This window comes from Bacillus sp. AFS040349 (assembly GCF_002577655.1).
Classification (GTDB): Bacteria; Bacillota; Bacilli; order Bacillales; family Bacillaceae; genus Metabacillus.
This window is the reverse complement of the sequence record NZ_NUMC01000007.1, coordinates 112,699-138,757: the sequence shown is the minus strand read 5'-3', so window position 1 is coordinate 138,757 and position 26,059 is coordinate 112,699. Positions and strand designations below refer to the sequence as shown.

The following is a 26,059-nucleotide window of genomic DNA, read 5'->3' as shown; positions in this document are numbered from 1 at the left end:
CGGTTATGTTATTTGCAACGCATTCTTCTTATAAACAACTTCATTATCTACTACTGTCATCATGACATTGGTACTTAAGAGTTTATCAGGTTCAATTGTAAAAATATCTTGATCCAAAATTGTAAAATCTGCCGTATATCCTTTTTTAATCATGCCTCTATCGCGTTCATGATGAATAGCGTATGCACTGCCTTTTGTAAAAAGCTCAACAGCTTCGTACATAGATAATTTTTCTTCTGGCAGATAACTTTTTCCTGTTTCCTCATAATCGCTTGTTCTTGTCACAGCAGCATGAATTCCTAATAAGGGATCAACCGGTTCAATTGGTGCATCTGATCCTCCCGCACAGTGAATTCCTTCATTTAAAAGTGTTTTCCAAGCATAGCAGGATTCTAAATGCTCTTCCCCAATTCGGTCAATAACCCATGGGAAATCACTAGTTACAAAACGAGGCTGAATATCTAAAATAATGGGCAAATTCTTAGCTTTTTCAATTAAATCTTTTCTTAGAATTTGAGCATGAATAAGACGATCATGTTGTCCCTTCAGAGGTGGATTGTTTTTAATAATTTCAATTGTCCATTGAAATGCTAGGTCACCAATTACATGAACTGCAACTTCCATCTTATATTGTCTCGCCTTTTGGACCAATCCCTCTAACTCTTTCTTTGTGTGAATAGCAACCCCTGATGTTTCTGGTTCATCTTTATATGGAAAACTAAGTAGCGCTGTTCTTCCACCAAGTGCACCATCAGCAAAGATTTTCATAGCACCAAATTCACCAAACTCTCCAATCTCTCTCTTTTTCTGTTGAAATTCATCAACGATAAGATGATGAACAAGTAAATGACTTCGAAATTTTAAGCCATTGTTTAATACTCTTTGAAAAGCTTCTAACGTATTTTCCAAACTTCCATAATAAGAGAGATCTTCGGTATGAGCTCCTACCAGCCCTTTTTGATAGCAATCTTTAATAGATGTTTGAAGAGCAAACTCTAGTTCTTCTACTGTCGTGGACGGAGCGATATTAAGCACAAGCTCCTGTGCTTGATCTAACAAATATCCAGTTGGGTTACGCTCCTGATCTCTGACAATAACCCCACCTGCTGGATCCTCTAATTCTTTCGAAATATTTGCAAGTTCCAATGCTTTTGAATTGGCTATAATAGCATGCCGACATATACGTCTTAACATAACAGGATGATCTGGCGATACCTCATCTAAGTCTGAGCGATGAAGTATTCTTTGATCCTCCAATTGATTTTCGTTCCAACCCTCTCCAATAATCCAACTTCCCTTTTTTACTTCAGCTGCTCTTTTTTTTATACTTTGAATAATCTCACTGGAGTTAGTTGTTTTTGAAAAATCCAATCTTAGCAGCTTTTCTCCATGAGCAATTAAATGAAGATGGCTATCAACCAGCCCTGGAATCAATGTATGACCTTGTAGGTTCTGTTTCTCTATAATTTCATCAGAGTACTGAGTAGTAAGTGTTTCATAGCTACCTACGTCTACGATTCGTCCATTTTTTGTAAAAACAGCATCAACTTTACCTTTTTCCTGTTCTAACGTGTAGATGTTTCCACCAAACCATAACGTTCCCATATTATTCCTCCACCTAAAAGAGTCATTTACTGAATGGTACCACATTTCAACTTCCATAAAAAATAACCAGGAAGTAATTCCATCCTGGTTATTTTTGGACAATAGTATAGAAAAGTGTAAAACTTTCACCATTGAGACTTAGCAATAAGCCATGTTTTTTTATACTATGCCTGTTTAAGCTTTAATTCACGTTCTCTTAATACTACGCGTCGAATTTTTCCTGAAGTTGTTTTTGGTAAATCTTCAATAAATTCGATTTCTCTAGGATACTTATAAGGAGCTGTTAAATCTTTCACGTGCTGCTGAAGGGTCGATATAATCTCTGGTTCATTGGCTAATGAAGGATTTCTTAACACAACAAATGCTTTTACAACATTTCCTCTTACCTCGTCAGGACTTGCAACAACAGCACATTCTTTCACATATGGATGTTTCACGAGAGCGTCTTCTACCTCGAAAGGTCCAATGGTATATCCTGAACTAATAATAATATCATCACTTCTACCTTCGAACCAGAAATATCCATCTTCATCCATTCGGGCACGGTCACCAGTTACATAATAATCACCTCTGAACTGCATAGCTGTTCGTTCAAAATCCTTATAATATTCTTTAAATAAAGCTGGTGTGTCTCGGTGAACCGCAATGTCTCCGACTTCCCCTACAGCACAAACTTCACTTTCATCATTAATAATCTTCACATCATTACCTGGTGTTGGTTTCCCCATTGAACCAGGCTTAATTTCCATTCCTTTTAGGACACCAACAAGTAAAGTGTTCTCTGTTTGTCCATAACCATCGCGTACTTTAACATTAAAATATTTTTGGAATGTTTCAATAACCTCTCTATTTAAAGGCTCTCCAGCAGATACAGCACTATGTAAGTTTGTAAGTGAATATTGATCTAGTTTTTCAACCTTTGCCATTAAACGATATTCAGTTGGTGTACAGCATAAAACATTTACACTGTAATCGTCTAAAAGCTGTAAGTATTTTTCTGGATCAAACTTCCCGTGGTAGATCAATCCTGTTGCCCCGGAACCTAATACAGATAAAAACGGACTCCAAACCCACTTTTGCCAACCAGGACCTGCAGTTGCCCAAACAACGTCATTTTCATCAATGCTTAGCCAGTTTTTTGCGGCTGTTCTTAAATGAGCAAAAGCCCACCCATGTGTATGGACAACCCCTTTAGGGTTACCTGTTGTACCAGAAGTGTAAGATATAAAAGCCATACTATCTGACTTTGTTTGGACTGGTTCCATTGAGGTACTTTGCGAACATATCAATTCTTCTAACGAAGTCCAATCTTGTTTATTTCCCTCTACAACAAATTTTTTTAGGGTATGATATTCCTTTATCTCTTTAAATTCATCCGTATAAAGCCCATAGCTTATAACGGCCTTTACATCTCCATGTGTAATTCGGTATTGTAAATCTTTTGTTTTCAGCATTTCGGAGCTAGGAATAACAACTAACCCAGCCTTTAACGCTCCCAGATATACAGCATAGGCATCTATCACTCTAGGAATCACTACTAAAACTGTTTGTCCAGGCTTTAACCCCTGCTCTATTAAAGCGTTTCCAATCTGATTTACTCGATTTATTAATGAAAGGTAGGTAATTTCCTCTTTCTCACCTTGTTCGTTTTCCCATTTTAATGCAACTTTTGTGGAGTCTCCAGCATATTTCTCTATTTCTTCAACTAGATTATAAATTGGTGGTGCAAGAAGTTCTTCTCTTACCATATTTTCCCCTCCTTCATTTATACTTCATATTATACCTAATCGTCCAAAGTTTTTAAATGTTAATGAAACTTCATTATGACAGAATAAATGCGGAAATCCGACATGAAAAACTAGAAAAAAATGAAAAACAGACCCCAATAAGGCCTGTTAGAAATTTATCTTAGCTTTGCTCATTTGCTTGTTTAGCATTTTTGGGTTCATTTCTTCTTTTTCTTTGCTGTTTTCGGCTTTTTTGAAGTTTTTGTCGTTGTTCTCTTTCACCATCATATTCTTCTGCTATTTCTTCTCGATCATCTCTAGTCAAATGGAACACCCCTTTTTTCACATTGAAAAGAGTGGGGTTTCCCCCACCCTTCGTAGCCATTATTTATTTAATTATTGTTGGTAAGAACCGCTCATTTGTTGTTGAGCAAAAGAAACTAAACGTTTAGTGATTTCACCACCAACTGAACCGTTAGCGCGTGAAGTTGTTTCTGGTCCTAAGTTAACACCAAATTCAGAAGCGATTTCATACTTCATTTGATCGATAGCTTGTGCAGCACCAGGTACAACTAGTTGGTTTGAGCTATTAGATCCACTGTTTTGTGCCATGTGTATCACCTCCTTGTGAGTATAGAATGTGTAAATACACATGGCTTCATTCATTATTTCAGTTGGTAATTCTTCACAAATAAGTGAAGTTTACAACACTAAAACTATAGTCTAAATTTTAAAATAAAGATTCAAAATCAGCTTCTTTCTCTTTTGCAATAGTTAATACTTCTATGTTAGAAACGGCTTCATCTACAAGTTCATCAAAATCAACGAAGCTTTCAAATCTAGATACTTTTTCTACCTTAGGTCTTGTTTTAGGATTTGCTGGAGTGAAAATTGTACAACAATCCTCATATGGACGGATAGAGATATCATGTGTTCCAATTTCTTTTGCAATTGAAATGATTTCTGTCTTATCCATTGTAATCAATGGTCTTAAAATAGGTGTATTTGTTACATCGTTGATCGCAACCATGCTTTCCAATGTTTGACTAGCCACTTGTCCAAGACTTTCTCCAGTAATTAACGCCAAGCCCTGTTGTTTTTCGCGAAGCTTGTCAGCTATTTTTAGCATCATTCTTCTTGTTGACGTCATTGTATAATTTTCTGGTACCTGCTCTTGAATTTTTTCTTGAATCTTTGTAAACGGCACAATATGTAAAGTAATTTTCCCCCCAAAGGAAGTTAGCTCTCTTGTTAAATCAATTACTTTTTGTTTAGCACGGTCACTCGTGTATGGGGGACTGAAGAAGTGAATAACCTCAAGCTCAACCCCTCTTTTTAATGAAAGAAAACCAGCAACTGGACTATCTATACCTCCTGATAGCAAAAGGACCGCTTTTCCACCAGATCCAACTGGTAACCCCCCTGCTCCTTTATAGTCAAAACATGTTATATAGGTTGCTTCAGATCGTACTTCAACGCGAACATTAATCATTGGATTTTTAACATCAACGGTTAAGTCATTTGTATTAACTAAAATATGACTTCCTACTTGATAATTTAACTCATTAGTATCAAGAGGAAATTGCTTATCTGCCCGCTTAGCCGTTACTTTAAAAGTATCATTAGGCTGGTATAGACTTTCGATCGCTTTTAATGCCATTTCCTTAATATGTGATATCTCACTTTTACATTTAATTGCTAAACTAAATGATTGAATTCCGAATATAAGTTTAAGCTTTTCAACTATTTCCTCGTGTTTTTCTCCATTTAAATGCAGATAGAGTCGATCTCTTGTTGCTTCATATGTTAAGTTTGGAAAATCCATTAAAACTTCTCTAATATTTCTTTTTAATCGATCAACAAACTTTCTTCGATTTCTCCCTTTAGTAGATATTTCCCCAAAACGAATTAATATGTGATCAAATTCCATATATCCTACCTCATTACCTTGGTTAATTTTTCCTTACCTTTTAATAGCACTTTAATAAACGGTTCGATGATTTCTTCATTATCATCTAACGATAAACTGACTCTTATTGCAGATTTGGCAATACTGTCATGTTTTCCCATTACTAAAAGAGCCTTGCTCATCTTTTTATCTCTTGAAGAACATGCAGATGTAGTTGAAACATAAATATTGTTTTCTCCAAGAAAATGAATGAGTACTTCAGCTTTTAAGCCTGGTACTGAGAAATTTAGTATATGTGGTGCAGAATGATTTCGTGGAGTATTTATCTCAACACCATCTATTTTTGATAATTCAAGCATAAGTTTATCTCGTGTAATTTTTACTTGTTTTAGTTGTTTTCCTGCTTTTTCTGTTGACAGCCTTAGAGCCTTTGCCAAAGCTACATTTCCAGCAAGACTTTCCGTTCCAGATCTAACATTGAGTTCTTGTGCACCACCAGAAAAAAGTGGAGCAAGTTCTACACCTTTGCGTACAAATAAAACACCTGTTCCATTCAAGCTATGAAATTTATGTCCTGAGATTGTACATAAATCAATTTTAGCTTTATTAAAATCAAGTGGGACCTTTGTTATTCCTTGAACATGATCAACATGAAAAAGCGCATTTGAATATTCTTTTATCATATGACCAATTTCTTCAATTGGCTGAATGGTGCCAATTTCATTATGAACATGCATAATAGAAACCAAAATGGTATCTTTTCTTAACGCCTTCTTAACATCTTCGGAAGAAACTCTACCATTCTGATCAACAGGAAGGTATGTCACGTTAAAGTTATGTACCTCCTCTAGTTGTTTAAATGATTCCAACACTGACGGATGCTCGATAGCAGATGTTATAAGATGTTTTCCTTTATGATTAGTAGAAAAAGCTGCTCCTTTTATAGCAAGATTGTTTCCTTCTGTACCACCCGAAGTAAAAATTATCTCTTCCGGTAAAACTCCTAGCAGTCCGGCAACCTGTTGTCTGGATTGACTTAACAATCTTTCTGCTTCACTACCAAGCTTATGAATGGAAGAAGGATTTGCAAAGTAATCTTTGGCAACTTTCATATAAGTTGCCAAAACTTCATCATATGGTTTTGTTGTGGCACTGTTGTCTAAATACAACATTTTGCTTCCTCCAAATTGCTATGTTTATATGTTAATTTTATAAATGAGTTGAATTCATAATAAATGATTCAAGCAATTAGTTTTATCAATGTGTAATCATAACATATTGAGACTGCAAAGAAAAACAATTCAACAATTACGTAATCGTTCGCATTTCCTAAATAAAAAAATGATAGGAAGAACTAAGTTCCACTATTTCGAAACTTGGTTCCTCTTATCATTTTACTTATAGGATATTGTTTTATCTTGTTCATCTATTAGTTCCCGAATTTTTTCGAAGGAACCAGGTTCTACTTGCTCTAGTGCTGCAGCTGCAACGTTTAAAGCCTCATTGTAATCATTATGTCTAAACAATTCTTCAGCCTGCTTAAATTTTGTCGCAAGTTGCTGATTACGGCTTCGATATCTGTTTCCATACTGGATGATTTGCTCTACTAGGTATACCTCTTCAATGAGATCGTCCCCAGTTTCTTTTAAAGACTTAACTGATTGAATAGCCTCTGATAGTAACTCATTAACAATCACCATATTAAGTGGGATTTCATCCAATTTCGTTGTTACCTTTAGAACGTCCCGTTTAGCCTTTTCTATTAATTCAAGAAACTCAACAGGCAGACCAGGTACATTACTTTGTTGTACCGATCTTGTTGTATCAAGAAGCAGTCTTTTTAATTGATTTAAGCTATCTCTTGCTTGAAGCTCATCACTTCTAAGAGTTTGAAGCATTTCACGGTATTGATTATGTTCTTCTAATAACTGCTTTATTTGTTTATCAATGTCTTCAAGATCTTCTTTTACGATGGAATGAGCCACTTGGTCATTTAATAAGTTCTGTTGAATATGTGCAAATTTCTTCTCAACCTGTAATATCTGCTTTTCAATTAGCTTTTGTTTATCTAATTCAGTCGTTGAAAGTTGATAACTCTGTTTAACAAGCTCTGTTTCTTCAACAGTAGCTTCTTTTTGTTCTGATAGTTCAACTAATTGATCATGTATTTGATCTTTCACTTTTTTAACAAACTGATTAGCCTCAACTTCTTTTTCTAATAAATCATATAAGTTATCAATAGATTCCTGAATGAATTGCAAGCCATCCTGTACATCATCAAGATCAGCTTCTTCTAGTTTCTTTTTGAACTTTTCTAGCTGATTGTTTATCTTCTCAATTTCTAAATCTAATTGAATATGCTCTAAATAGTAGCCTGATGCTACCATTTCCTTGTATCCTTCTTTTAGTTCATTTACTAAGTTTGGAATTGTCACTGAGCATTCCGTCAATAATTTAGGAAGTTCATTCATTTTTTCTTGTAGAACATCAAGGTCCATTTTTAGCTTAACTAACACTTCTCTAGCTACTAAATAATTTCCCTGTTCAGTTTCAGTATCAAATTGTTTAAGTGAATCTGTTATTTCAGTTAAGGCGTCATCTAATTTACGATGTGCTTTACCAAACTGATGACTATGAGCTAATAAGGTCTTTTTAACTCGTTTATACTGGTCTTTTACTTCTTCACCTTCAACTGTATTTTTCTCTTCACTCGTAACAAGCTCATTAATTTCTTCAATAATCTTATCGATATTTTCATTTACAGTTAAAAGGACAGTGTCAATATGTTGTAAAACACCTTGTGACTTTTTAAATCGATATTTATCAGCGAAATCCTCGGCATCAAAAAGTAACTCTTCTACTTCAGGAAGTTGAGTTGTAATAATCTCATCCCACTCAGCTCTCCATTGTTCAAACAATTCTTCTGCTTGTCCAACCATTTTCAACTCTTTTACTTTCGATAACTCATCGATAATTGAGCGATTCATAATTTCAATCTTACGTGCCTCTAGACGATCAACCTCTTTATATATTTTTCTTCTAAACATGTATCCCGCACCAAATACAATACATATCAGAAGGACAATTCCAATTAAAACTTCCATAGTTGGCCCCCTCGTACTACACAAAATCCTCATGACAGGGAAGAGTTCCCGGATGATGTACATCTTTCAACATCATGCTGATAAGCGTTATTAAGTATCTATTTATTTTTTCGTATGTTGAATATGTTTATTGTTGTTAATTAGTATTGTTCTCTTTAGAGTCTCCTTTTTTAACATACAATTAACAAGCTATTAAAAATCCTTAAAAAATCATATATATTCTAAGACTTTGTTAATGTTAATTCAATGTATTTATGATACCATGTAAACGACATTTTTTGACCACAAATTTTAAATTTTTTACATTATTTGTCCAGTTATGATGAAAGGGCATCTATATCTTTAATAAACAGGCTGAAACGTGTAACTTGATGACAAGATAAATTTTATGGTTACAGCAAAAGGGGGAGAAAATATGCCGCTAAAGAAGGATGGACATGTTCACACACCATTTTGTCCACATGGATCAACTGATGAACTGGAGTTATATATTAAACAGGCTATAAAAGAGGGGTTTAACTGCCTGACATTTACTGAACACGCTCCACTTCCAAAAGGCTTTAAAGATCCAACACCACAAGAAGATAGTGCCATGAAACTAGAAGAACTTGGCGATTATTTTGAAAGTATCCTTTTATTAAAAGAAAGATATCAAACTTCAATTACCATTAATGTTGGTTTGGAAATTGACTATATAAGAGATTATGAAAAAGAAACTACTAATTTTTTAAATGAGTATGGAAAATACTTAGATGATAGTATTTTATCTGTTCACTTTTTAAAGATAAAAGACCAATATTATTGTATGGATTTTGATGATAAAACCTTTAATGAAATGATTTTCGAAACAGGTTCATTAAAAGTACTACATGAAACCTATTACAATGAAGTTCTTCACTCAATTAATAGTGATTTAGGAAACTATAAACCAAAAAGAATTGGGCACATAACGCTTGCAAACAAATTTCAAAAACTTTTCCCTGTTACCTTCTCAAATGAAAAGTGGATACTTGATATTTTAACTTCGATTAAAGAAAAAAACCTGGAAATAGATTATAATGTAGCAGGGTTAAGAAAAGAATATTGTGGTGAAGTCTATCCTAATGATGAAATTGCAAAAATGGCAATAAAACAAGAAATCCCTCTCATCTATGGGTCAGATGCCCACAGTGCTAGGGATGTTGGAAAGAACTATAAATATTTTGAGCAGTTATCGAATAGCAAGTAGATTACGATCTTGTGAGAACTTGTCTACTAACAACGAATTTAGCCATAATTTCAACTCTTTATAATACTGATGCACAAAGTATGCTTCGTGAGGTTGAATATGAAGGACTTCACTCATGTATTGAGGCTGTAAATACGGCATATGCAATAGACTTCTAAGTTGGATGATTAAATGCGGGATAAATCCCTTTCGAAAATGTCCTTCCTCGATCCCTTGTTCTAATAGTGACTTAATGTAATATTTTTCTTTGGTTAAATAGGTTGTCATCACCTCACGATTTAAAACAGAGTCTACTGTCACTTCACGATACACTAATCGAGAAAGTTGACGGTTTTCATGCTGATAATGCAATAAATCTAAAATCATTTTACTAAGCACATCATGGGTGTTTCCATATTGTATATGTGAGTAATTTTCTTCAATGATTTTAAGATAACCTTCATAATAATGTGATACAAGATATTCAAGAAGTCCACCTTTTCCTTTAAAATAATATGAAATGTGGGCAACATTCACATTGGCTCTATTGGCTATCTCTCTTACAGAGGTACCAGTAAATCCCTTAGAGTTAAATAAGTAAATGGCAGCATCAAGTATCTTTTGTTTTGTATCACGGGAGTTTGTTTGAGTCATAGTCATTACACCTCCTATTCATATATAATATCTTCAATCATTCAGTATCAAACTCCTTTATGATTCGCTCGACAAAGTTCTTCATCATAAGGGAAATTTATCAAAAGGTAGGTAATTTAGATGTTTCATGTCGAAAAATACAATGGTAAAAAGTCAGAACAATATTCATTGGTCATAAATCAATTAAAAGCTTTACTAGAGGGGGAAGAAGATCGCATTGCTAATTTAGCAAACGCTTCGGCTCTATTAAATCAATTTTTAGATAACATCAATTGGGTTGGATTTTATTTAATGAAAGAAGGTCAACTTGTATTAGGACCTTTCCAAGGATTACCTGCATGCGTTCGAATTCCTGTAGGAAAAGGTGTTTGTGGTACAGCTGCAGCTAATAAAAAAACAGAGCGAATTGCAGATGTTCATCAGTTCCCGGGACACATTGCATGTGATGCAGCGTCTAATTCAGAGATTGTTGTTCCTCTGATCGTTGACGGTGAAGTGATTGGCGTGTTGGATATTGACAGCCCGATAAAAGATCGATTCAATGAAGAAGATCAAGTGTTTTTAGAAAACTTTGTAGATGTTTTGGTTCAATATATGTAAAAAAGGTGAGCTACTTAGCTCACCTTTTTTAATGAATATCATCCTCAACGACCACTTGATTTTTCCCTAGGTTTTTAGCAACATATAACGCCTTATCAGCGCGGCTGAATAACTGATTATAATTACGTTCATTTTCAGCAATCCAATAGGATACTCCACAAGATATTGTCACTGAGGGATTTGTATTTTCCGCAACCTTTTTTACAATTCTTTCGGCAATGGCGGTTCCTGCTTCAAGGTCAACTTGTGGCAGATAAACAGCTAATTCCTCGCCACCCCATCTTGCTCCAATATCATGTTCTCTACTATTACTTTTAATAATATTGGCAACCTGAACCAAAACTTCGTCTCCAACTTGATGACCGAATGTATCATTAACTCCCTTAAAATTGTCGATGTCAATTAATAAAAATGTTCCTTGACGATCAGCTTTCATTGAGTTCTCTATACAAGTGTTCATGTAATTACGTGAGTATAATTGTGTTAATTGGTCAGTTTTAACTAACGTTTCTAACTCTTCTCGTAATAAGGAATTAGATAGGGCCAATGTAGAATGATGAATTAACGATTGAAGAAGTTTAAACATATCAAATGAAAAATGATAAGAATTTTTGTGAAGGACAATTGCACAGCCTCGAAGAGTATCACTCTGTACCATTGGTACAGCCATAACTGATGCAAAGGAGCCATCTGGCAGGTATGTTGTGATATCACCTAAAAACAGCCCTTCTAGATTCTTCTCAAGTTTTCCTTTTATATAATCGATATAAACATGCACTTCATTCGTATTAAAAAATTCAGTACTACCTGGAAAAATTTGAAATTCATTTTGATGATTTTGATAGAAAAAGCCCACCTCATCAGCTTCAAAAGATTCCATGATTCTTGATGTCATATATGTCATCGTATCTGCCAATCGTAAATTTTTATTTAAACGATGGGACGTTTCATTTATAAGCTGTAAATCCTTAATTAATCTCTTTGATTGATCGTATAATTGGGCATTTTCCATCGCAGTACCAGCTGCATTTGCAAGCATAATGATAAAGTTTTTATCTTGATCAGCCAGGTTTATCCCGTGATTAACGACCACTTGCAATACACCATATACCCCTTGCTTGCCTTTTAATGGAGTATATAAAATCGTTTGATTTATCTTTTCATCAAATGAAAACTGTATTTTTCCTGTTACAAAGGCTTCCATAGCTATTTCATTTCCATCTTGATGATCAAATCCGAGATCTTTAATTGGTAAATTCAAGTTATTTTCATTATCGTGTGATAAAAACAAATAGAAAATAAACTCAGTATACATTTCTTGTAATGTTGTAATTAATTCTACTAAAACATCATCTTTATTCATAAAAGCATGAAATTGCTCTGTTAAATGAAATAATCTTTCATACTTCTGCTCATTTTCGGTAACCTGTATTAATTCCATACAATGGGCATAGAAGGATGTACATGTTTTTGCTAATTCATTCATAACTGCTGGTGAGTACTCATTTTCAAAGCCCTTTAATTGAAGGATCCCCTTTAGTCTATCTTTTCGAAAAATTGGGAGTAGAACTTGATCACCATAGTAATAGGCTTCACCATCTTTGAGAATGAACGTATTAAATGGGGTATCATCAACTGGTGAAGACTGTGTGTAAAACTCATCACTACTATTATAGAAATAAAAAACAGCATGACGAATTGAAAGCTCACTTTTAACAGTTTCAGAAAGCTTTTCCACAATATTAGATAATGAACGTTTATTATGATGTTTGCTAATAAAATCAAAAAAGGCGCATTTAGTAGCAGTTATCACGAATTGTTCTCCCATAAAATCACCCACACTAAAAGTTACAAATTTAAACTAAGTCAAATTACTCATACATTATATCATAAATCAATTCTATAGATAGTAGAGTAAATATTTTTATTTCCAATTGAAATGAAATGAAATGAACTTAGTTTATACTTTAGTAATGATTATTTCAAAAAATTATATATTTATGTAAAGGTCCTTGACTTTATACATAGAAAAACATATAATGTTCGTTGTGTATAAAATATGCAGCCTATTGATGGTGCAATGGTGAATTCATTTTATTCCCCTTTTTATATTAAGGAGGTGTATCGAGTAACTCTATGCTGCTGGAGCGAGGATACATGAAAATAAAATGTGCATGATTGTTAGTCAGTCTGGTTTTTATTTTATGCAAAATAAAAACATAAAGGAGGAGTTAGCATGGCTCGTTATACAGGCTCAAGCTGGAAACTCTCTCGTCGTTTAGGTATTTCATTAAGTGGTACAGGTAAAGAATTAGAAAAGCGTCCATATGCTCCAGGACAACACGGTCCAGGACAACGCAAAAAAATCTCTGAGTACGGTTTACAATTACAAGAGAAGCAAAAGCTTCGTCACATGTATGGTGTAAATGAGCGCCAATTCCGTAACTTATTTGATAAAGCTGGTAAAATGGCTGGTAAACATGGTGAGAACTTCATGATTCTTCTTGATTCTCGTCTTGATAACGTAGTATACCGTTTAGGTTTAGCTCGTACTCGCCGTCAAGCTCGTCAATTAGTTAACCACGGTCATATCATGGTTGATGGCGGACGTGTTGATATCCCATCATACCAATTAAAACCTGGTCAAACGATCACTTTACGTGAAAAATCTCGCAACCTTGACATCGTTAAGGAAGCAATCGAAGTAAGCAACTTCGTACCTGACTACCTAACTTTCGACGCAGATAAATTAGAAGGTACTTTCACTCGCTTACCTGAGCGTTCTGAATTACCTGCTGAAATTAACGAAGCTCTTATCGTTGAGTTCTACTCTCGTTAATAGTTTTGAAAAAACCTATACCAATTGGTATAGGTTTTTTATATTGATCAAATAAACATTTGAAAGAAAAAAGAGAACAAATCCTTAGATTCATTCTCTTCTCGCTTTACCTGGTATAACGAATAAGGAAGTATTTCTTTTTCCCTCTGCGAATAACAGTAAACTTCCCGTCAATTTTATCTTCATCTGAAATAACTTTCGTTAAATCTTGAACACGTTCACCATTGATATAGATTGCACCATTCGATAGATCTTCACGAGCTTGGCGCTTCGATGGAGAAATTTTCGCTTCTATAAGCAAATCAATTAATCCTATTTCCTCTGAAGAAATTTCTGTTGATGGAACATCTTTAAAACCTTCTAAGATCTCTTGACTTGTTAATTCTTTGATTTCACCACTAAATAAAGCCTGTGAAATCTTGATTGCTTGTTTTAAAGAATCTTCACCATGCACCATTTTTGTCACTTCTTCGGCAAGAGCCTTTTGAGCCGCACGTTTTTCTGGTGCATTTGCCACCTCATTTTCAAGATCTTCAATCTCTTGTTGAGTAAGAAATGTGAAGTACTTAATGTATTTAATAACATCTCGATCATCCGTATTAATCCAGAATTGGTAAAACTCGTAAGGTGATGTTTTTTCGGCATCCAACCAAATTGCTCCACCTTCTGTTTTACCGAATTTCGTTCCATCTGCCTTAGTAACTAAAGGAATCGTTAATCCAAAAGCCTTTGAGTCTTCCTCTGACTTACGGATTAATTCTAAGCCTGCTGTAATATTTCCCCACTGATCACTACCTCCGATTTGTAGTTTACAGTTATTATTTTGGTATAACTTTAAAAAGTCGTAAGATTGTAAAATCATGTAACTAAATTCTGTGAATGAAATACCAGACTCAATACGAGTTTGTACTGAATCTTTTGCAAGCATATAGTTGATCCCGAAGTTTTTCCCCACATCACGTAGGAATGAAATAACATCTAAGCTGCCAATCCAATCAAAGTTATTAACGATTACAGCTGGATTTTTATCTAACTCAAAGTCCAAAAATCTTGAAAGCTGCCCTTTAATTCGGTCAGACCAGTTCTGAACAATATCAGAAGTGTTTAAGGTACGCTCAGCCTTTTTACCACTAGGATCACCGATAAGTCCAGTAGCTCCTCCAACTAGCGCTATTGGATGATGTCCATGTAATTGAAAACGACGAAGAGTTAAGACTGGCAGTAAATGACCAATATGAAGGCTATCTGCTGTTGGGTCAAATCCTGAATATAGGCTAATCTCTCCTTCTTCCAAAGCTTTTGCCAAGCCCTCTTCATCTGTTACTTGATTAACTAACCCTCTAAATTGTAAGTCCTTTAATAAATCACTCATCTTTGGTCCTCCTTTATATTTTATTGTAAGGTAAACAGCAAAAAGCCCCTTCATCACTGAAGGGGCGAAAAAATCGCGGTACCACCCTACTTAGGATTTATTTTCATAATCCTCACTCGGCTAAATAACGGTAAAAACCGTCTTTTCCTACTTAGGTTTACTAATCCCTGTTCAAAAAAGAAGCTCATGGACGTAATTCATGGAGAATCTTTGTACTGATTTACACCAACCATCAGCTCTCTATAACAGTGAGACACCCATTACTGAATCCAATCTTTGCTATTCCATATACTAATTACAAGCAATTTTAACCATAAAGGAAATAGAATGTCAACTGGTTAAATAACCATCATCTCCTTTCATGACAAAAGCATACAAATTTTTTATCTTATTATGTTATAATAAATAAGATTTGGGGGGGAATGCATATATGAGCAAAAAGGATGATAAACAAAGGCGTTTCTCACCTTTTAACAAAGATATTGCCAAAGGTCTCCGGATATCATATAACGTCATTGGAAATCTACTTTTATTATTTCTTATTATAGGACTTATTGGTATATGCTTTGCAGGAGGTGTAGGTGCCGGGTATTTTGCTTCGCTTGTAAAAGACGAGCCCATTCGTTCATACGAAAACATGAGAAATGATATATACAACTATGAAGAAACTTCTCTCATTTATTTCGATGAAAACGTCTACTTAGGTAAATTAAATGCCGACATCGAGCGAGAGGAAGTAAAGCTGGAGAATGTTTCAAAACATGTTATAAATGCTGTTGTTGCAACAGAGGACGAACTTTTCTATGAACATCATGGTGTTGTTCCAAAAGCGATCATGCGCGCGCTTTTTCAGGAGTTTACAAATGCATCTGTACAAACAGGTGGAAGTACACTCACACAACAATTGATTAAAAATCAAATATTAACAAATGAAGTATCTTTTGACAGAAAAGCAAAAGAAATTCTGTTAGCTTTACGACTAGAAAAATTCTTTGAGAAAGATGAAATCATTGAAGCTTATTTAAATGTAGCAGATTTTGGTCGTAATTCAAACGGAAAAAATATTGCGGGTGTTCAAGCAGCTGCCAAAGGAATATTTGGTGTTGAAGCAAAAGATTTAAGTATTCCACAAGCTGCATTTATTGCTGGATTACCACAAAGTCCATTCGGATATACACCATTTTCAAATGATGGCGGGGCAGTAAAGAACAGTCTTGAGCCTGGTATTAATCGAATGAAAACTGTACTAAGCCGCATGTATACTGGTGGCTTTATTACAAAAGAAGAATATGAAGAGGCACTTACGTATGACATCCGCGCTAACTTAACACCAAAGAAACCATCTTCTATTGAACGCTACCCATATTTAACATATGAGGTTGAAGACCGTGCAAATGACATCATTATGGTCAAACTTGCAGAAAAAGATGGATATACAGAAGAAGAAATTAAAAAAGATGATGATTTACAGGCACAATATCGTTCTTTAGCAGATAAGGACCTTAGACAAAAAGGATATCGAATTCACACAACAATCAATAAAGAGATTTACGATAAAATGCAAGAAGTGGTTGATGAATATGGGTATTACGGCAGTGATAAGCCTGAAAAAGTAAAAGATCCGGATACTGGAGAAACCATTACTGTGCAAGAACCTGTTGAGGTTGGTGGTGTTTTAATTGAAAATACTACTGGAAAAATCATTAGTTTTGTTGGTGGGCGTGACTTTAATCGAGAAAATCTAAATCATGCAACTGATGCCCTGCGTCCAAATGGTTCAACGATGAAGCCATTGCTCGTTTATGCTCCTTCTATGGAGCTCGGAAAATCTCAACCTGGGACAGTTATTGCCGATGTTCCAATGACTGGTTCATGGAAACCAAAGAACTACGGTGGAGGCTATCATGGCTTAACTAGTGCTAGAACAGCATTAAAATACTCTTACAACGTTCCAGCTGCTAAAACCTACATGGAGATTATGAATCAAAATCCAGTTTCTTACTTGGAAAAGATGGGCTTTAGTACGCTAACTGAAGAAGATTACGGAATTGCTTCACTTAGTCTTGGAGCTATGACAAAGGGTGTAACCGTTGAGGAAAATGTTAATGCCTATGGAACCTTTGCTAATCAAGGTAAATTTGTTGATGCTTATTTAATCGAAAAAATTGAAGCAAGTAATGGTGACATTATTTTTCAACATGAAAAAGTGGAAAACGAAGTATTTTCAGCTCAAACTGCCTATCTTACTCTTGATATGATGCGTGATGTTATTAGAAGCGGTACAGCTGCTTCACTAAATAGTTATCTTTCATTCAGTGCGGATTGGGCAGGAAAAACAGGAACCGGTCAAGATTATAGAGATGCATGGTTTGTTGCCACAAATCCAAATGTATCGTTTGGAACTTGGATTGGTTATGATACACCAAAACCACTGGAGCAAAATTATAAAGGAATGTCATATAGCAAAAGAAACATTCTATTATGGGCAAAACTGATGAATGTTGCTTATGAAGTAAATCCAGAACTAGTTGCACCGAAAAATCGATTTGAAATGCCAGGGGGAATTGTTAGACGTTCTTACTGTGCTCTAACCGGTAAGCTACCTTCTGCTTTATGTCGAGATGCTGGTCTTGTTACAACAGATCTTTTCAATGCAAAGTACGTTCCAACTACAGTTGACGACAGCTTAACGAGAGGTAAATATGTGTTTGTTAAAGACCGGGCTTATAAAGTTCCTTCAACAGCTCCTTCTGAGTTCGTTCAAGAAGGTGTTATGTTAAAGAAAGAAATTCTTGATAAACACAATATTAGTAATGTTAGTGATCTCAAACGACTGTTACCTAACACTGTGAAATGGGGTAATTTAGTTGTAACTGAAGGAAAAGAAATTACCGATAATGGTGCATCCCCTAGCCAAGTAAGTGGGGTATCAGCAAATGGAACGAGAATTAGTTGGAGAGCAAATGGAGACAACGACATCCTTGGATACCGTGTCTACGCCGCAGCTAATTTTTCAACGAACTTTAAAAAGGTTGCAAGTGTTCCAGCGTCAAATTCATTATCTGTAACCGTTGGTAGCAATCCTGCTGCTTATTATGTAGTGGCAGTTGACGTAGCTGGCAATGAATCAGTGCCTTCAAGCATAGTAAAAATTGGGGAATATGCTGAGGAAAAACCAAAGGTAGAACCCCCTCCTAAGCCAGAGGAACCAAATGAAGAAACACAACCTGCTGAACAAACAGAAGGAGAGCCAGAAACTCCCTCTCCTTCTGAACCAGCAACAGAATAAAAAAGAGCTGTTCAAATTTGAACAGCTCTTTTTTATTAATCTTCCATTGTTGATAAATCACCTGTAGGTAAATCTAGCTCCCAAGCCTTTAACACACGACGCATAATTTTTCCGCTTCGTGTTTTAGGAAGTTTATCACGGAAATCTATTTCACGTGGAGCAGCATGTGCTGCTAACCCTTTTTTCACAAACGTGCGGATTTCTTCCTTTAATTCATCAGTAGGCTCATATCCTTCACGAAGTGCGACGAATGCTTTAATAATTTCTCCTCTAACAGGATCAGGTTTACCAATAACACCTGCTTCAGCAATTGCAGGATGCTCAACCAGCTTACTTTCAACCTCAAACGGTCCTACACGTTCACCTGAAGTCATAATAACATCATCTATACGGCCTTGGAACCAGAAGTATCCATCTTCATCCATATAAGCAGAGTCCCCAGAAACGTACCAGTCACCAGGCATAAAATAAGATTCAAATTTCTCCTGATTATTCCAAATTGTATGCATCATTGAAGGCCAGCCTTTTTTAATAGCTAAGTTCCCCATTCGATAAGGTGGTAATTCATTACCTTGATCATCAACAATTGCAGCTTCTACACCAGGAATTGGTTTACCCATAGAACCAGGCTTTATTTCCATACATGGATAATTGCAAATTAGTTGTGCCCCAGTTTCTGTCATCCACCATGTATCATGTATACGGTTGTTGAATACCTTTACACCCCAACGAACTACTTCAGGGTTTAATGGTTCACCTACACTTAAAACATGTCTCAATGTGCTTGTGTTAAATTGTTTAACAAGTTCATCTCCAGCTCCCATCAACATTCTAAAAGCTGTTGGTGCACTATACCAAACAGTAACTCCATAATCCTCAATCGTTTGATACCATGACTCTGGTTTAAATCTTCCACCAACAATAACATTAGTGGCCCCGGATAACCATGGTCCGAAGATTCCGTAAACTGTTCCAGTTACCCAGCCTGGATCTGCTGTGCACCAGTATACATCATCCTCTTTTAAATCTAATACCCATTGCGCCGTTTGGTAATGCTGCACCATCGCCCCATGGACGTGCAGAACACCTTTTGGTTTACCAGTTGAACCAGACGTATAGTGAAGCAGTAACCCATCTGTTTTTTCCATCCATTCAATTTCTAATTCCTTACTTGCTGTTTTCATCTCAGTTAGTAAATCTATATGAGAGTCGTCTACTGTTTCCCCAACAACAACAACATGCTTTAAGGACGGTAGTTCATTTACAGGAACTCTATCAAGTAACTCAGGAGTTGTAACAATTACTTTTGCATCACTATCTTCTAATCGGTCTCTTACAGCACCTTCCATAAAAGCTTCGAATAAAGGACCAACAATAGCCCCAAGCTTAATTGCACCTAAAATGACAGAATATAATTCAGGGGTTCTTGGCATAAACACAAAAAGGCGGTCACCTTTTACAACATCAGCTTTATCCTTTAAGACGTTCGCAGCTTTATTTGAAAGCTCTTTTAATTCTTTAAATGTATATTTCTCATCTCGTTCAGGGTCGCGATAATAAAGAGCTACTTTATTTTTTCGGAACGTTTCTACATGCTTATCGATTGCTTCATATGCAGCATTAACACGGCCTGTTTCAGACCAGGTAAAATTCTTTTCAACTTCTGACCAATCAAATGAGTTATACGTTGTATCATAGTCTGTTAAATTATAATTCCCCTTCGTTACTGGCAACGCTTCCAATTTCATCTTAACTCCCCCTTATGTAGAATACATATCTATTATATTACAATACTTCATTTTTCACAATTTTTGAAATTTATATAATTTATTATCTTGTAAACGCTTAAATTTTTAACTTAATCTAGTATAATAGATAGTAGACATATGAAATCAAACTGACAAACTATAATAAATTGTAAAAATTAGCCACCTTCAACTTGAATATAACGTATATTGAAAATACTTTGCAAGGCTTTTTTCTTTCCTGTTCAATATGATACGATTTTTTCTAAGACAAAATCCAAAATGGTTTGTTATGTTTTATTTACCTATAAGATGTGAAAAAGACACAAATAATCTGAAATACACGTACTAGTCTATAATCAAGTTTGGATTTGGGAAGATTATGCCTTTGAATACCTATTTTAAGAACAATAGTGGAATGAAGCGGAAGACACTTGACTCCTGCGGGAGGTAGAGGAAAGGCTGAGACCCCGCAGGCGAAGCCGAGGAGGCTCAGCTTCCTCCCCGCGGAAAGCAAGTGTCTGGAGCGCAATGGAACGAACCAATTTTTACAACTACTGTTTTAAAAATTAACAAGGTATGCCAAATAATAGACTTTTATTAAAATCACTTTTTGAAAATTTAATTTCACATTGTTTTTTCTAAAAATCTGTGAATCAACTGAAGAACAATTCTATTACAATTAAGGGCGGTGACCTAATGAATCATCCTAAGACATATAATGCAAAAGAATTAAAAACACCGATCGGCAGTATTTTTATTGAAGGGCCAATTCCACCTGATAAGCTTGCAGGCTACGAATTTCACGAAGGATTAGTAGCCTTTCGTCAGCCTAAACAACAACAAAAAGCATTGGTGGAAATCGCAGGATTACCTGAAGGAAGAATTATTATAGCTAGACACCGTGAAGTTATCATTGGATATGTTACATACCTTTACCCTGACCCACTCGAAAGATGGTCTGAAGGAAATATGGAGGAATTAATAGAATTAGGGGCAATTGAAGTTGCTCCTGAATTCCGCGGTTATTCAGTAGGAAAAAATCTCCTAAGAGTTTCTATGATGGATGATGCAATGGAAGATTATATTATCATTACAACAGAGTACTATTGGCATTGGGACTTAAAAGGATCTGGATTAAATGTGTGGGAATATCGAAAAGTAATGGAAAAAATGATGAATGCTGGTGGTTTAGAATGGTACGCTACAGATGAACCTGAAATAAGTTCCCACCCAGCAAATTGCCTTATGGCTAGAATAGGAAAAAGAATCCATTCTGAATCTGTTCAAAAGTTTGATCAGCTGCGGTTTAAAAACCGTTTCATGTATTGATTCATATAGATAAACAGATCGTCGCTAACCTAAACCCTGGGAGGGAAAAACAATGATTGTTAGACAAATCATGAAGCAAGACATCATTACCTTACGTTCTGATGATCCTATAAGTCTCGCACTAGCATCAATGAAAAAAAATAAAATACGTCATATTCCAATTGTTAACGAATCTAATCAATTAGTTGGGATTGTGACGGAAAGAGATGTTAAAGATGCCAGTCCATCTATTTTCCAGCTGGAGCTAAAAGAGGATTTTTTAAACAAACCTATTAAAAAAATTATGTCCACGGATCTTATTACCGGACATCCACTAGACTTTGTTGAAGAAGTTGCAGCCATTTTAATTGATAACAGAATTGGTTGTTTACCAATTCTTCAGGATCATCAGCTTGTTGGGCTAATTACCGAGTCGGATTTATTACATACATTTGTAAAACTAACGGGTGCTGACCAGCCTGCATCACATATTGAAATAAAAGTTCCGAATAAAGCTGGAATGTTAGCTGAGGTTGCTTCCATTTTACTAAAAAGAAAAGCAAATATTGCAAGTGCTCTTATCTATCCTGATACGGACGAAAAATTTAAAATACTTGTTTTTCGTATTCAAACAATAAATGTCACAATGATCATAAATGACTTAAAAGCTGAAGGATATCAAGTATTATCACCTGATATGTCGGAGAATGCTAGATGACAAAGAAAGATACTGTATTTGTCTACTCCCCCCTATTTCAGCAATATAAGTTTCATAATGATCATCCTTTTAATCAATTACGAGTTGAACTAACTTATGATCTACTAAAAGAGATAAAGGCACTTGATGAAGCAGACCTCGTTACACCTAGAATGGCTACAATAGATGAATTAGCACTTATTCATGATCGAAAATATATTAAAGCTGTAGAATTAGCTGGACATGGAAAATTACAGAATGAGGAAGCACTAAACTATGGGATCGGCACAGAAGATACTCCAATCTTTCCTAACATGCACGAAGCAAGTTCATTACTTGTAGGAGGAACATTGACTGCTGTTGATTATGTAATGGAAGGGAAAGCAACACATGCAGCAAATTTTGGTGGAGGTCTACATCATGGTTTTAGAGGAAAAGCATCCGGATTTTGCATTTATAATGATAGCTCTGTAGCGATTAAATATATGCAGGAGAAATATGGTGTAAAAGTTTTATATATTGATACCGATGCTCATCATGGCGATGGAGTTCAGTGGACTTTTTATGATGATCCAAATGTATGTACACTTTCTATCCATGAAACGGGCAGATACCTATTCCCTGGAACAGGAAATGTAACAGAACGTGGAGCAGGTAAAGGATATGGCTACTCCTTTAACATTCCTCTAGATGCCTTCACTGAGGATGAGTCGTGGCTTCATGCCTACCGCACCTCTTTAGAGGAGGTTGCCGCTTTTTTTAAACCAGATGTTATACTAACACAGAACGGCGCTGATGCACATTATCATGATCCTTTAACACACTTGTCTGCGACAATGGACATTTATCACGAAATTCCTAAAATTGCTCATGAAATTGCCCACAAATATTGCGATGGCCGATGGATTGCAGTTGGTGGTGGAGGCTATGATATTTGGAGAGTTGTTCCTAGAGCATGGAGCTTAATATGGCTTGAAATGAATCAAAAAAACATACCGGATACCATCCCTAAATCATGGATTGATAAATGGCAAAAAAAATCTCCAGTTAAATTACCAGAGCGTTGGTACGATCATGAAGATCTTTATAAGCCGATCCCTAGAAAAGCAGAAATTGAAGAAAAAAATGCTTTAACAGTTGAAAAAGCACTTTTACCAATTCGACCTAATAAATAATTTTATGATTTTGATTAAAATAGAAAAACACTAAACTCTTCCATTATATAACAAAACGAGCAAATCAAAAGGTTTGCTCGTTCTTTGTTTATTCCATTATTTAGTTGATTGTCTATACTCAATTCGATGTGGCAGCTCTACAATATGATTTTCTACTTCTTCTTTATTCATATATTTTGTTAATAAACGCATAGCAACTGCTCCGATGTCATAAGTCGGTTGAACAACAGTTGTTAACTGTGGTCGTACCATTGTTGCAAGTCTTGTGTTATCAAAACCAACTATTTCAAAATCTTCAGGAATTGAATATTGACGATCTTGTGCACCATGAATAACTCCCAAGGCCATTTCATCTGTACCAACGAAAATCGCTGTTGGTTTTTCCTGTAATTCATCAATCTTATCAAAAGCTTCAATTCCAGAATCGTACGTATAATCACCTTCGACAACTAATTCTTCATCAAAAGGAAGTCCTGCCTCTTCTAAGGCACGTTTATATCCAACTGATTTTTTCAAACGGTTAACAGGCTCTTCTGCTGGTCCTTCAACATATGCGATTCTTTTATGTCCCTTCTCAATTAACATAGAAATAACATCATATGCTGCCTGCTCGTAATTGATATTAACAGAAGGTGTTGTTCCGGTTAAATCAACAGATGCTGCCAATACAATTGGTACTGGAGAACGTTTAAATTGTTCAACTAACTCTTCTGTTACATTTCCACTCATGAACACAATTCCGTCCACTTGTTTCCCTAACATTGTATTTAACAGATGTAATTCCTTATCTTTATTTTGATCAGAGTTACTTAAAATAATATTGTACTTGTACATCGTAGCGATATCTTCAATTCCACGGGCTAATTCTGAATAGAAAATACTTGAGATATCTGGGATAATGACTCCTACAGTTGTGGTTTTCTTACTAGCCAATCCTCTAGCAACTGCATTTGGGCGGTACCCTAATCGCTCAATAGCATCTAAAACTTTTTTTCTTGTTGTTGGTTTAACATTGGGATTTCCGTTTACTACACGAGAAACAGTTGCCATTGAAACATTCGCTTCACGAGCAACATCATATATTGTAACACTTGACATTATCAACACTCCTTCAAATACATACGAAATATATATTTACTATTTTCATTACGTTCATTATGATACTTTGCTATGTAATAAGCTGTAACCTCTTGTCGTATATAAGTACTTTATCCCGTTCTATGTACCTTATCATACGATACTCTGAAAACGTCTGCAATCTATTTCATCGCTTTTTTACGTTGTTGTCACATATTTGTTCGTTTTTTCACATATATACGAATTTAAAAACAAGAATACTGTCATTTTCATATTCTTCTATTTACATTTTTACCTGTAAATTAAATTTTTATGAATAAAAATAGAAATAAAGAGAGGCTGACATAAGTAGAAACTTTTAACTACATTAAGTAGCTTTAACAAGTTCCTGCTTTTAGTCAGCCTCTTCAATAGATTGTTTCTTATGCGTTTACTTTTACCAAAGGTTTTAGTTCAGACATAAAATTGCTGAATTGATCAAAATCCATTTGCTGCGCGGAATCTGATAAAGCAACAGCAGGATCTGGATGAACTTCTGCCATTACACCATCAGCTCCAATAGCCAATGCTGCTTTCGCTGTTGGAACAAGTAAATCTCTTCTTCCAGTTGAATGAGTTACATCAACAAAGACTGGTAAATGAGTTTCTTGTTTTAAAATTGGTACAGCAGAAATATCCAATGTATTTCTAGTAGCACGCTCGTAAGTACGAATACCACGCTCACATAAAATGATTTGGTCATTTCCTTGAGAGATAATATATTCTGCAGCATTAACAAACTCGTCAATTGTTGCTGCTAAGCCACGCTTTAAGAGTACTGGTTTTCGAACAGCTCCAGCTGCTTTTAACAATTCAAAGTTTTGCATGTTACGTGCACCAATTTGAATGATATCAACATAGTCTAGCGCCGTTTCAATATCAGCCGGGTTAACAATTTCACTAATAATAGCTAAGCCATATTCATCTCCAACTTTTCTTAAAATCTTTAAACCTTCAAGACCAAGACCTTGGAAGTCATATGGACTAGTACGTGGTTTAAACGCACCACCGCGAAGAATTTTAATCCCTTGTTTCACAGCCTGTTCTGCAACAGATGCTACCTGATCATAGCTTTCCACAGCACATGGACCGATAATAAACGATTGACTGCCATCACCAATTCTTACACCGTTTACTTCTACAATTGTGTCCTCAGGTTTTTTCTTACGTGACACAAGTAAAGCTTTACTATGATCATCTTCCTGAAGCTCTAAACTAGCTTTAAAGATTTCTTTAAAAATATGTTGTAAGGTAGAGTTTTCGAATGGTCCATCGTTATATTCTTTAATACTATTCAACATTTTGCGCTCGCGAACAGGATCATAACGATGTACACCTTGTGCATCTTTCGCTTTCCCGATCTCCTGCACAACTCTTCCTCGCTCATTAATTAACTTTAAAATCTGTAAATTAATCTCATCTGCTCTCTCTCTTAATGCTTCTAATTCCGCATTACTCATCTCTCTCATCCTTTCGCAATCAATTTTTGAAAATAATAACCACGCTAATGAATGAAGTATTGCAACATAAGGTTTTCTTTATCATTCCATTAAAGTGTGGTACATTTTCTATAATTAGTTGTAATTATAAACGATAAAATAGTGATTGTCATTAAAAACTTTAACATTTAAACGCTTTTAAGCTTTTAAGCGGTAAAGTGTATAGCCATACGTACTTTATAAAGACCTGTTAACCTTGGTTTTATAATG

The 26,059-nt window shown here is 35.4% G+C and carries 20 protein-coding genes and 1 other annotated feature; of the genes, 7 read left to right on the top strand and 13 right to left on the bottom strand.

Annotated elements, in window-relative coordinates; all coding sequences use genetic code 11:
• Positions 1–3 precede the first annotated feature (3 nt).
• From COD11_RS01600 to ezrA, 7 genes are all read right to left on the bottom strand, one after another.
• Positions 4–1,605 (bottom strand): amidohydrolase, encoded by a 1,602-nt coding sequence (locus tag COD11_RS01600; protein ID WP_098795002.1) that lies wholly within the window; start codon positions 1,603–1,605, stop codon positions 4–6.
• 164 nt (positions 1,606–1,769) lie between these two features.
• Positions 1,770–3,353 carry an acyl-CoA synthetase MbcS gene (gene mbcS / locus COD11_RS01595; RefSeq protein WP_098795001.1) on the bottom strand — a complete coding sequence of 528 codons (1,584 nt, stop codon included), beginning with the start codon at positions 3,351–3,353 and terminating at the stop codon, positions 1,770–1,772.
• Between the two features lie 160 nt (positions 3,354–3,513).
• Complete coding sequence (locus tag COD11_RS26620) at positions 3,514–3,657, bottom strand: hypothetical protein (RefSeq protein ID WP_162987437.1); 144 nt, start codon at positions 3,655–3,657, stop codon at positions 3,514–3,516.
• Between the two features lie 71 nt (positions 3,658–3,728).
• The gene (locus tag COD11_RS01590) at positions 3,729–3,944 is read right to left on the bottom strand and encodes an alpha/beta-type small acid-soluble spore protein (protein WP_098795000.1); all 216 of its coding nucleotides are present in this window, start codon (positions 3,942–3,944) and stop codon (positions 3,729–3,731) included.
• A gap of 118 nt (positions 3,945–4,062) precedes the next feature.
• Positions 4,063–5,262, bottom strand: coding sequence for a tRNA uracil 4-sulfurtransferase ThiI (gene thiI, locus COD11_RS01585; RefSeq protein ID WP_098794999.1), 1,200 nt, complete (start codon positions 5,260–5,262; stop codon positions 4,063–4,065).
• A gap of 5 nt (positions 5,263–5,267) precedes the next feature.
• Positions 5,268–6,413, bottom strand: coding sequence for a cysteine desulfurase family protein (locus COD11_RS01580; RefSeq protein WP_098794998.1), 1,146 nt, complete (start codon positions 6,411–6,413; stop codon positions 5,268–5,270).
• Positions 6,414–6,635: 222 nt separating this feature from the next.
• Positions 6,636–8,345 carry a septation ring formation regulator EzrA gene (gene ezrA, locus COD11_RS01575; RefSeq protein ID WP_176550940.1) on the bottom strand — a complete coding sequence of 570 codons (1,710 nt, stop codon included), beginning with the start codon at positions 8,343–8,345 and terminating at the stop codon, positions 6,636–6,638.
• A gap of 415 nt (positions 8,346–8,760) precedes the next feature.
• On the opposite strand from ezrA, the gene hisJ reads away from it, so the two are divergent.
• Positions 8,761–9,573 carry a histidinol-phosphatase HisJ gene (gene hisJ / locus COD11_RS01570; protein ID WP_098794996.1) on the top strand — a complete coding sequence of 271 codons (813 nt, stop codon included), beginning with the start codon at positions 8,761–8,763 and terminating at the stop codon, positions 9,571–9,573.
• Here the strand turns inward: hisJ and refZ are convergent.
• Positions 9,556–10,206, bottom strand: a complete 651-nt coding sequence (gene refZ / locus COD11_RS01565; RefSeq protein ID WP_098794995.1) for a forespore capture DNA-binding protein RefZ — start codon at positions 10,204–10,206, stop codon at positions 9,556–9,558. The genes hisJ and refZ overlap by 18 nt on opposite strands.
• Before the next feature lie 120 nt (positions 10,207–10,326).
• Here refZ and COD11_RS01560 point away from each other — a divergent pair, with 120 nt between their 5' ends.
• Entirely contained in the window at positions 10,327–10,806 is a 480-nt protein-coding gene (locus tag COD11_RS01560) for a GAF domain-containing protein (RefSeq protein WP_098794994.1), read from the top strand.
• Between the two features lie 28 nt (positions 10,807–10,834).
• On the opposite strand, the gene COD11_RS01555 is transcribed toward COD11_RS01560, so the two are convergent.
• A complete protein-coding gene (locus tag COD11_RS01555) occupies positions 10,835–12,634 on the bottom strand; it encodes a sensor domain-containing diguanylate cyclase (protein ID WP_255301515.1) in 1,800 nt (599 codons plus the stop codon).
• 408 nt (positions 12,635–13,042) lie between these two features.
• On the opposite strand from COD11_RS01555, the gene rpsD reads away from it, so the two are divergent.
• Complete coding sequence (rpsD, locus tag COD11_RS01550) at positions 13,043–13,645, top strand: 30S ribosomal protein S4 (protein WP_098794993.1); 603 nt, start codon at positions 13,043–13,045, stop codon at positions 13,643–13,645.
• Positions 13,646–13,751: 106 nt separating this feature from the next.
• Here rpsD and tyrS read toward each other — a convergent pair whose 3' ends face one another.
• A complete protein-coding gene (gene tyrS / locus COD11_RS01545; protein WP_098794992.1) occupies positions 13,752–15,017 on the bottom strand; it encodes a tyrosine--tRNA ligase in 1,266 nt (421 codons plus the stop codon).
• 57 nt (positions 15,018–15,074) lie between these two features.
• Positions 15,075–15,303, bottom strand: a binding site (T-box leader).
• 144 nt (positions 15,304–15,447) lie between these two features.
• Here tyrS and COD11_RS01540 point away from each other — a divergent pair.
• Complete coding sequence (locus COD11_RS01540; RefSeq protein WP_098794991.1) at positions 15,448–18,306, top strand: transglycosylase domain-containing protein; 2,859 nt, start codon at positions 15,448–15,450, stop codon at positions 18,304–18,306.
• Positions 18,307–18,341: 35 nt separating this feature from the next.
• Here the strand turns inward: COD11_RS01540 and acsA are convergent, their stop codons facing one another.
• The gene (gene acsA, locus COD11_RS01535; protein ID WP_098794990.1) at positions 18,342–20,054 is read right to left on the bottom strand and encodes an acetate--CoA ligase; all 1,713 of its coding nucleotides are present in this window, start codon (positions 20,052–20,054) and stop codon (positions 18,342–18,344) included.
• A 696-nt stretch (positions 20,055–20,750) separates the two neighbouring features.
• On the opposite strand from acsA, the gene COD11_RS01530 reads away from it, so the two are divergent.
• Genes COD11_RS01530 through COD11_RS01520 form a run of 3 tightly spaced genes read left to right on the top strand, consistent with a single transcriptional unit; the run spans position 20,751 to position 23,234 of the window.
• A complete protein-coding gene (locus COD11_RS01530; RefSeq protein ID WP_098794989.1) occupies positions 20,751–21,383 on the top strand; it encodes a GNAT family N-acetyltransferase in 633 nt (210 codons plus the stop codon).
• Positions 21,384–21,435: 52 nt separating this feature from the next.
• On the top strand, positions 21,436–22,080 hold the full coding sequence (locus COD11_RS01525) for an acetoin utilization AcuB family protein (protein WP_098794988.1): 645 nt from the start codon (positions 21,436–21,438) through the stop codon (positions 22,078–22,080).
• Positions 22,077–23,234 (top strand): acetoin utilization protein AcuC, encoded by a 1,158-nt coding sequence (locus COD11_RS01520; RefSeq protein WP_098794987.1) that lies wholly within the window; start codon positions 22,077–22,079, stop codon positions 23,232–23,234. Before COD11_RS01525 ends, COD11_RS01520 begins: the two co-directional genes overlap by 4 nt.
• A gap of 96 nt (positions 23,235–23,330) precedes the next feature.
• Here the strand turns inward: COD11_RS01520 and ccpA are convergent, their stop codons facing one another.
• Both ccpA and COD11_RS01510 read right to left on the bottom strand, forming a co-directional pair.
• Positions 23,331–24,332 (bottom strand): catabolite control protein A, encoded by a 1,002-nt coding sequence (gene ccpA / locus COD11_RS01515; protein WP_098794986.1) that lies wholly within the window; start codon positions 24,330–24,332, stop codon positions 23,331–23,333.
• A gap of 401 nt (positions 24,333–24,733) precedes the next feature.
• A complete protein-coding gene (locus COD11_RS01510; RefSeq protein ID WP_098794985.1) occupies positions 24,734–25,810 on the bottom strand; it encodes a bifunctional 3-deoxy-7-phosphoheptulonate synthase/chorismate mutase in 1,077 nt (358 codons plus the stop codon).
• Between the last annotated feature and the right edge of the window lie 249 nt (positions 25,811–26,059).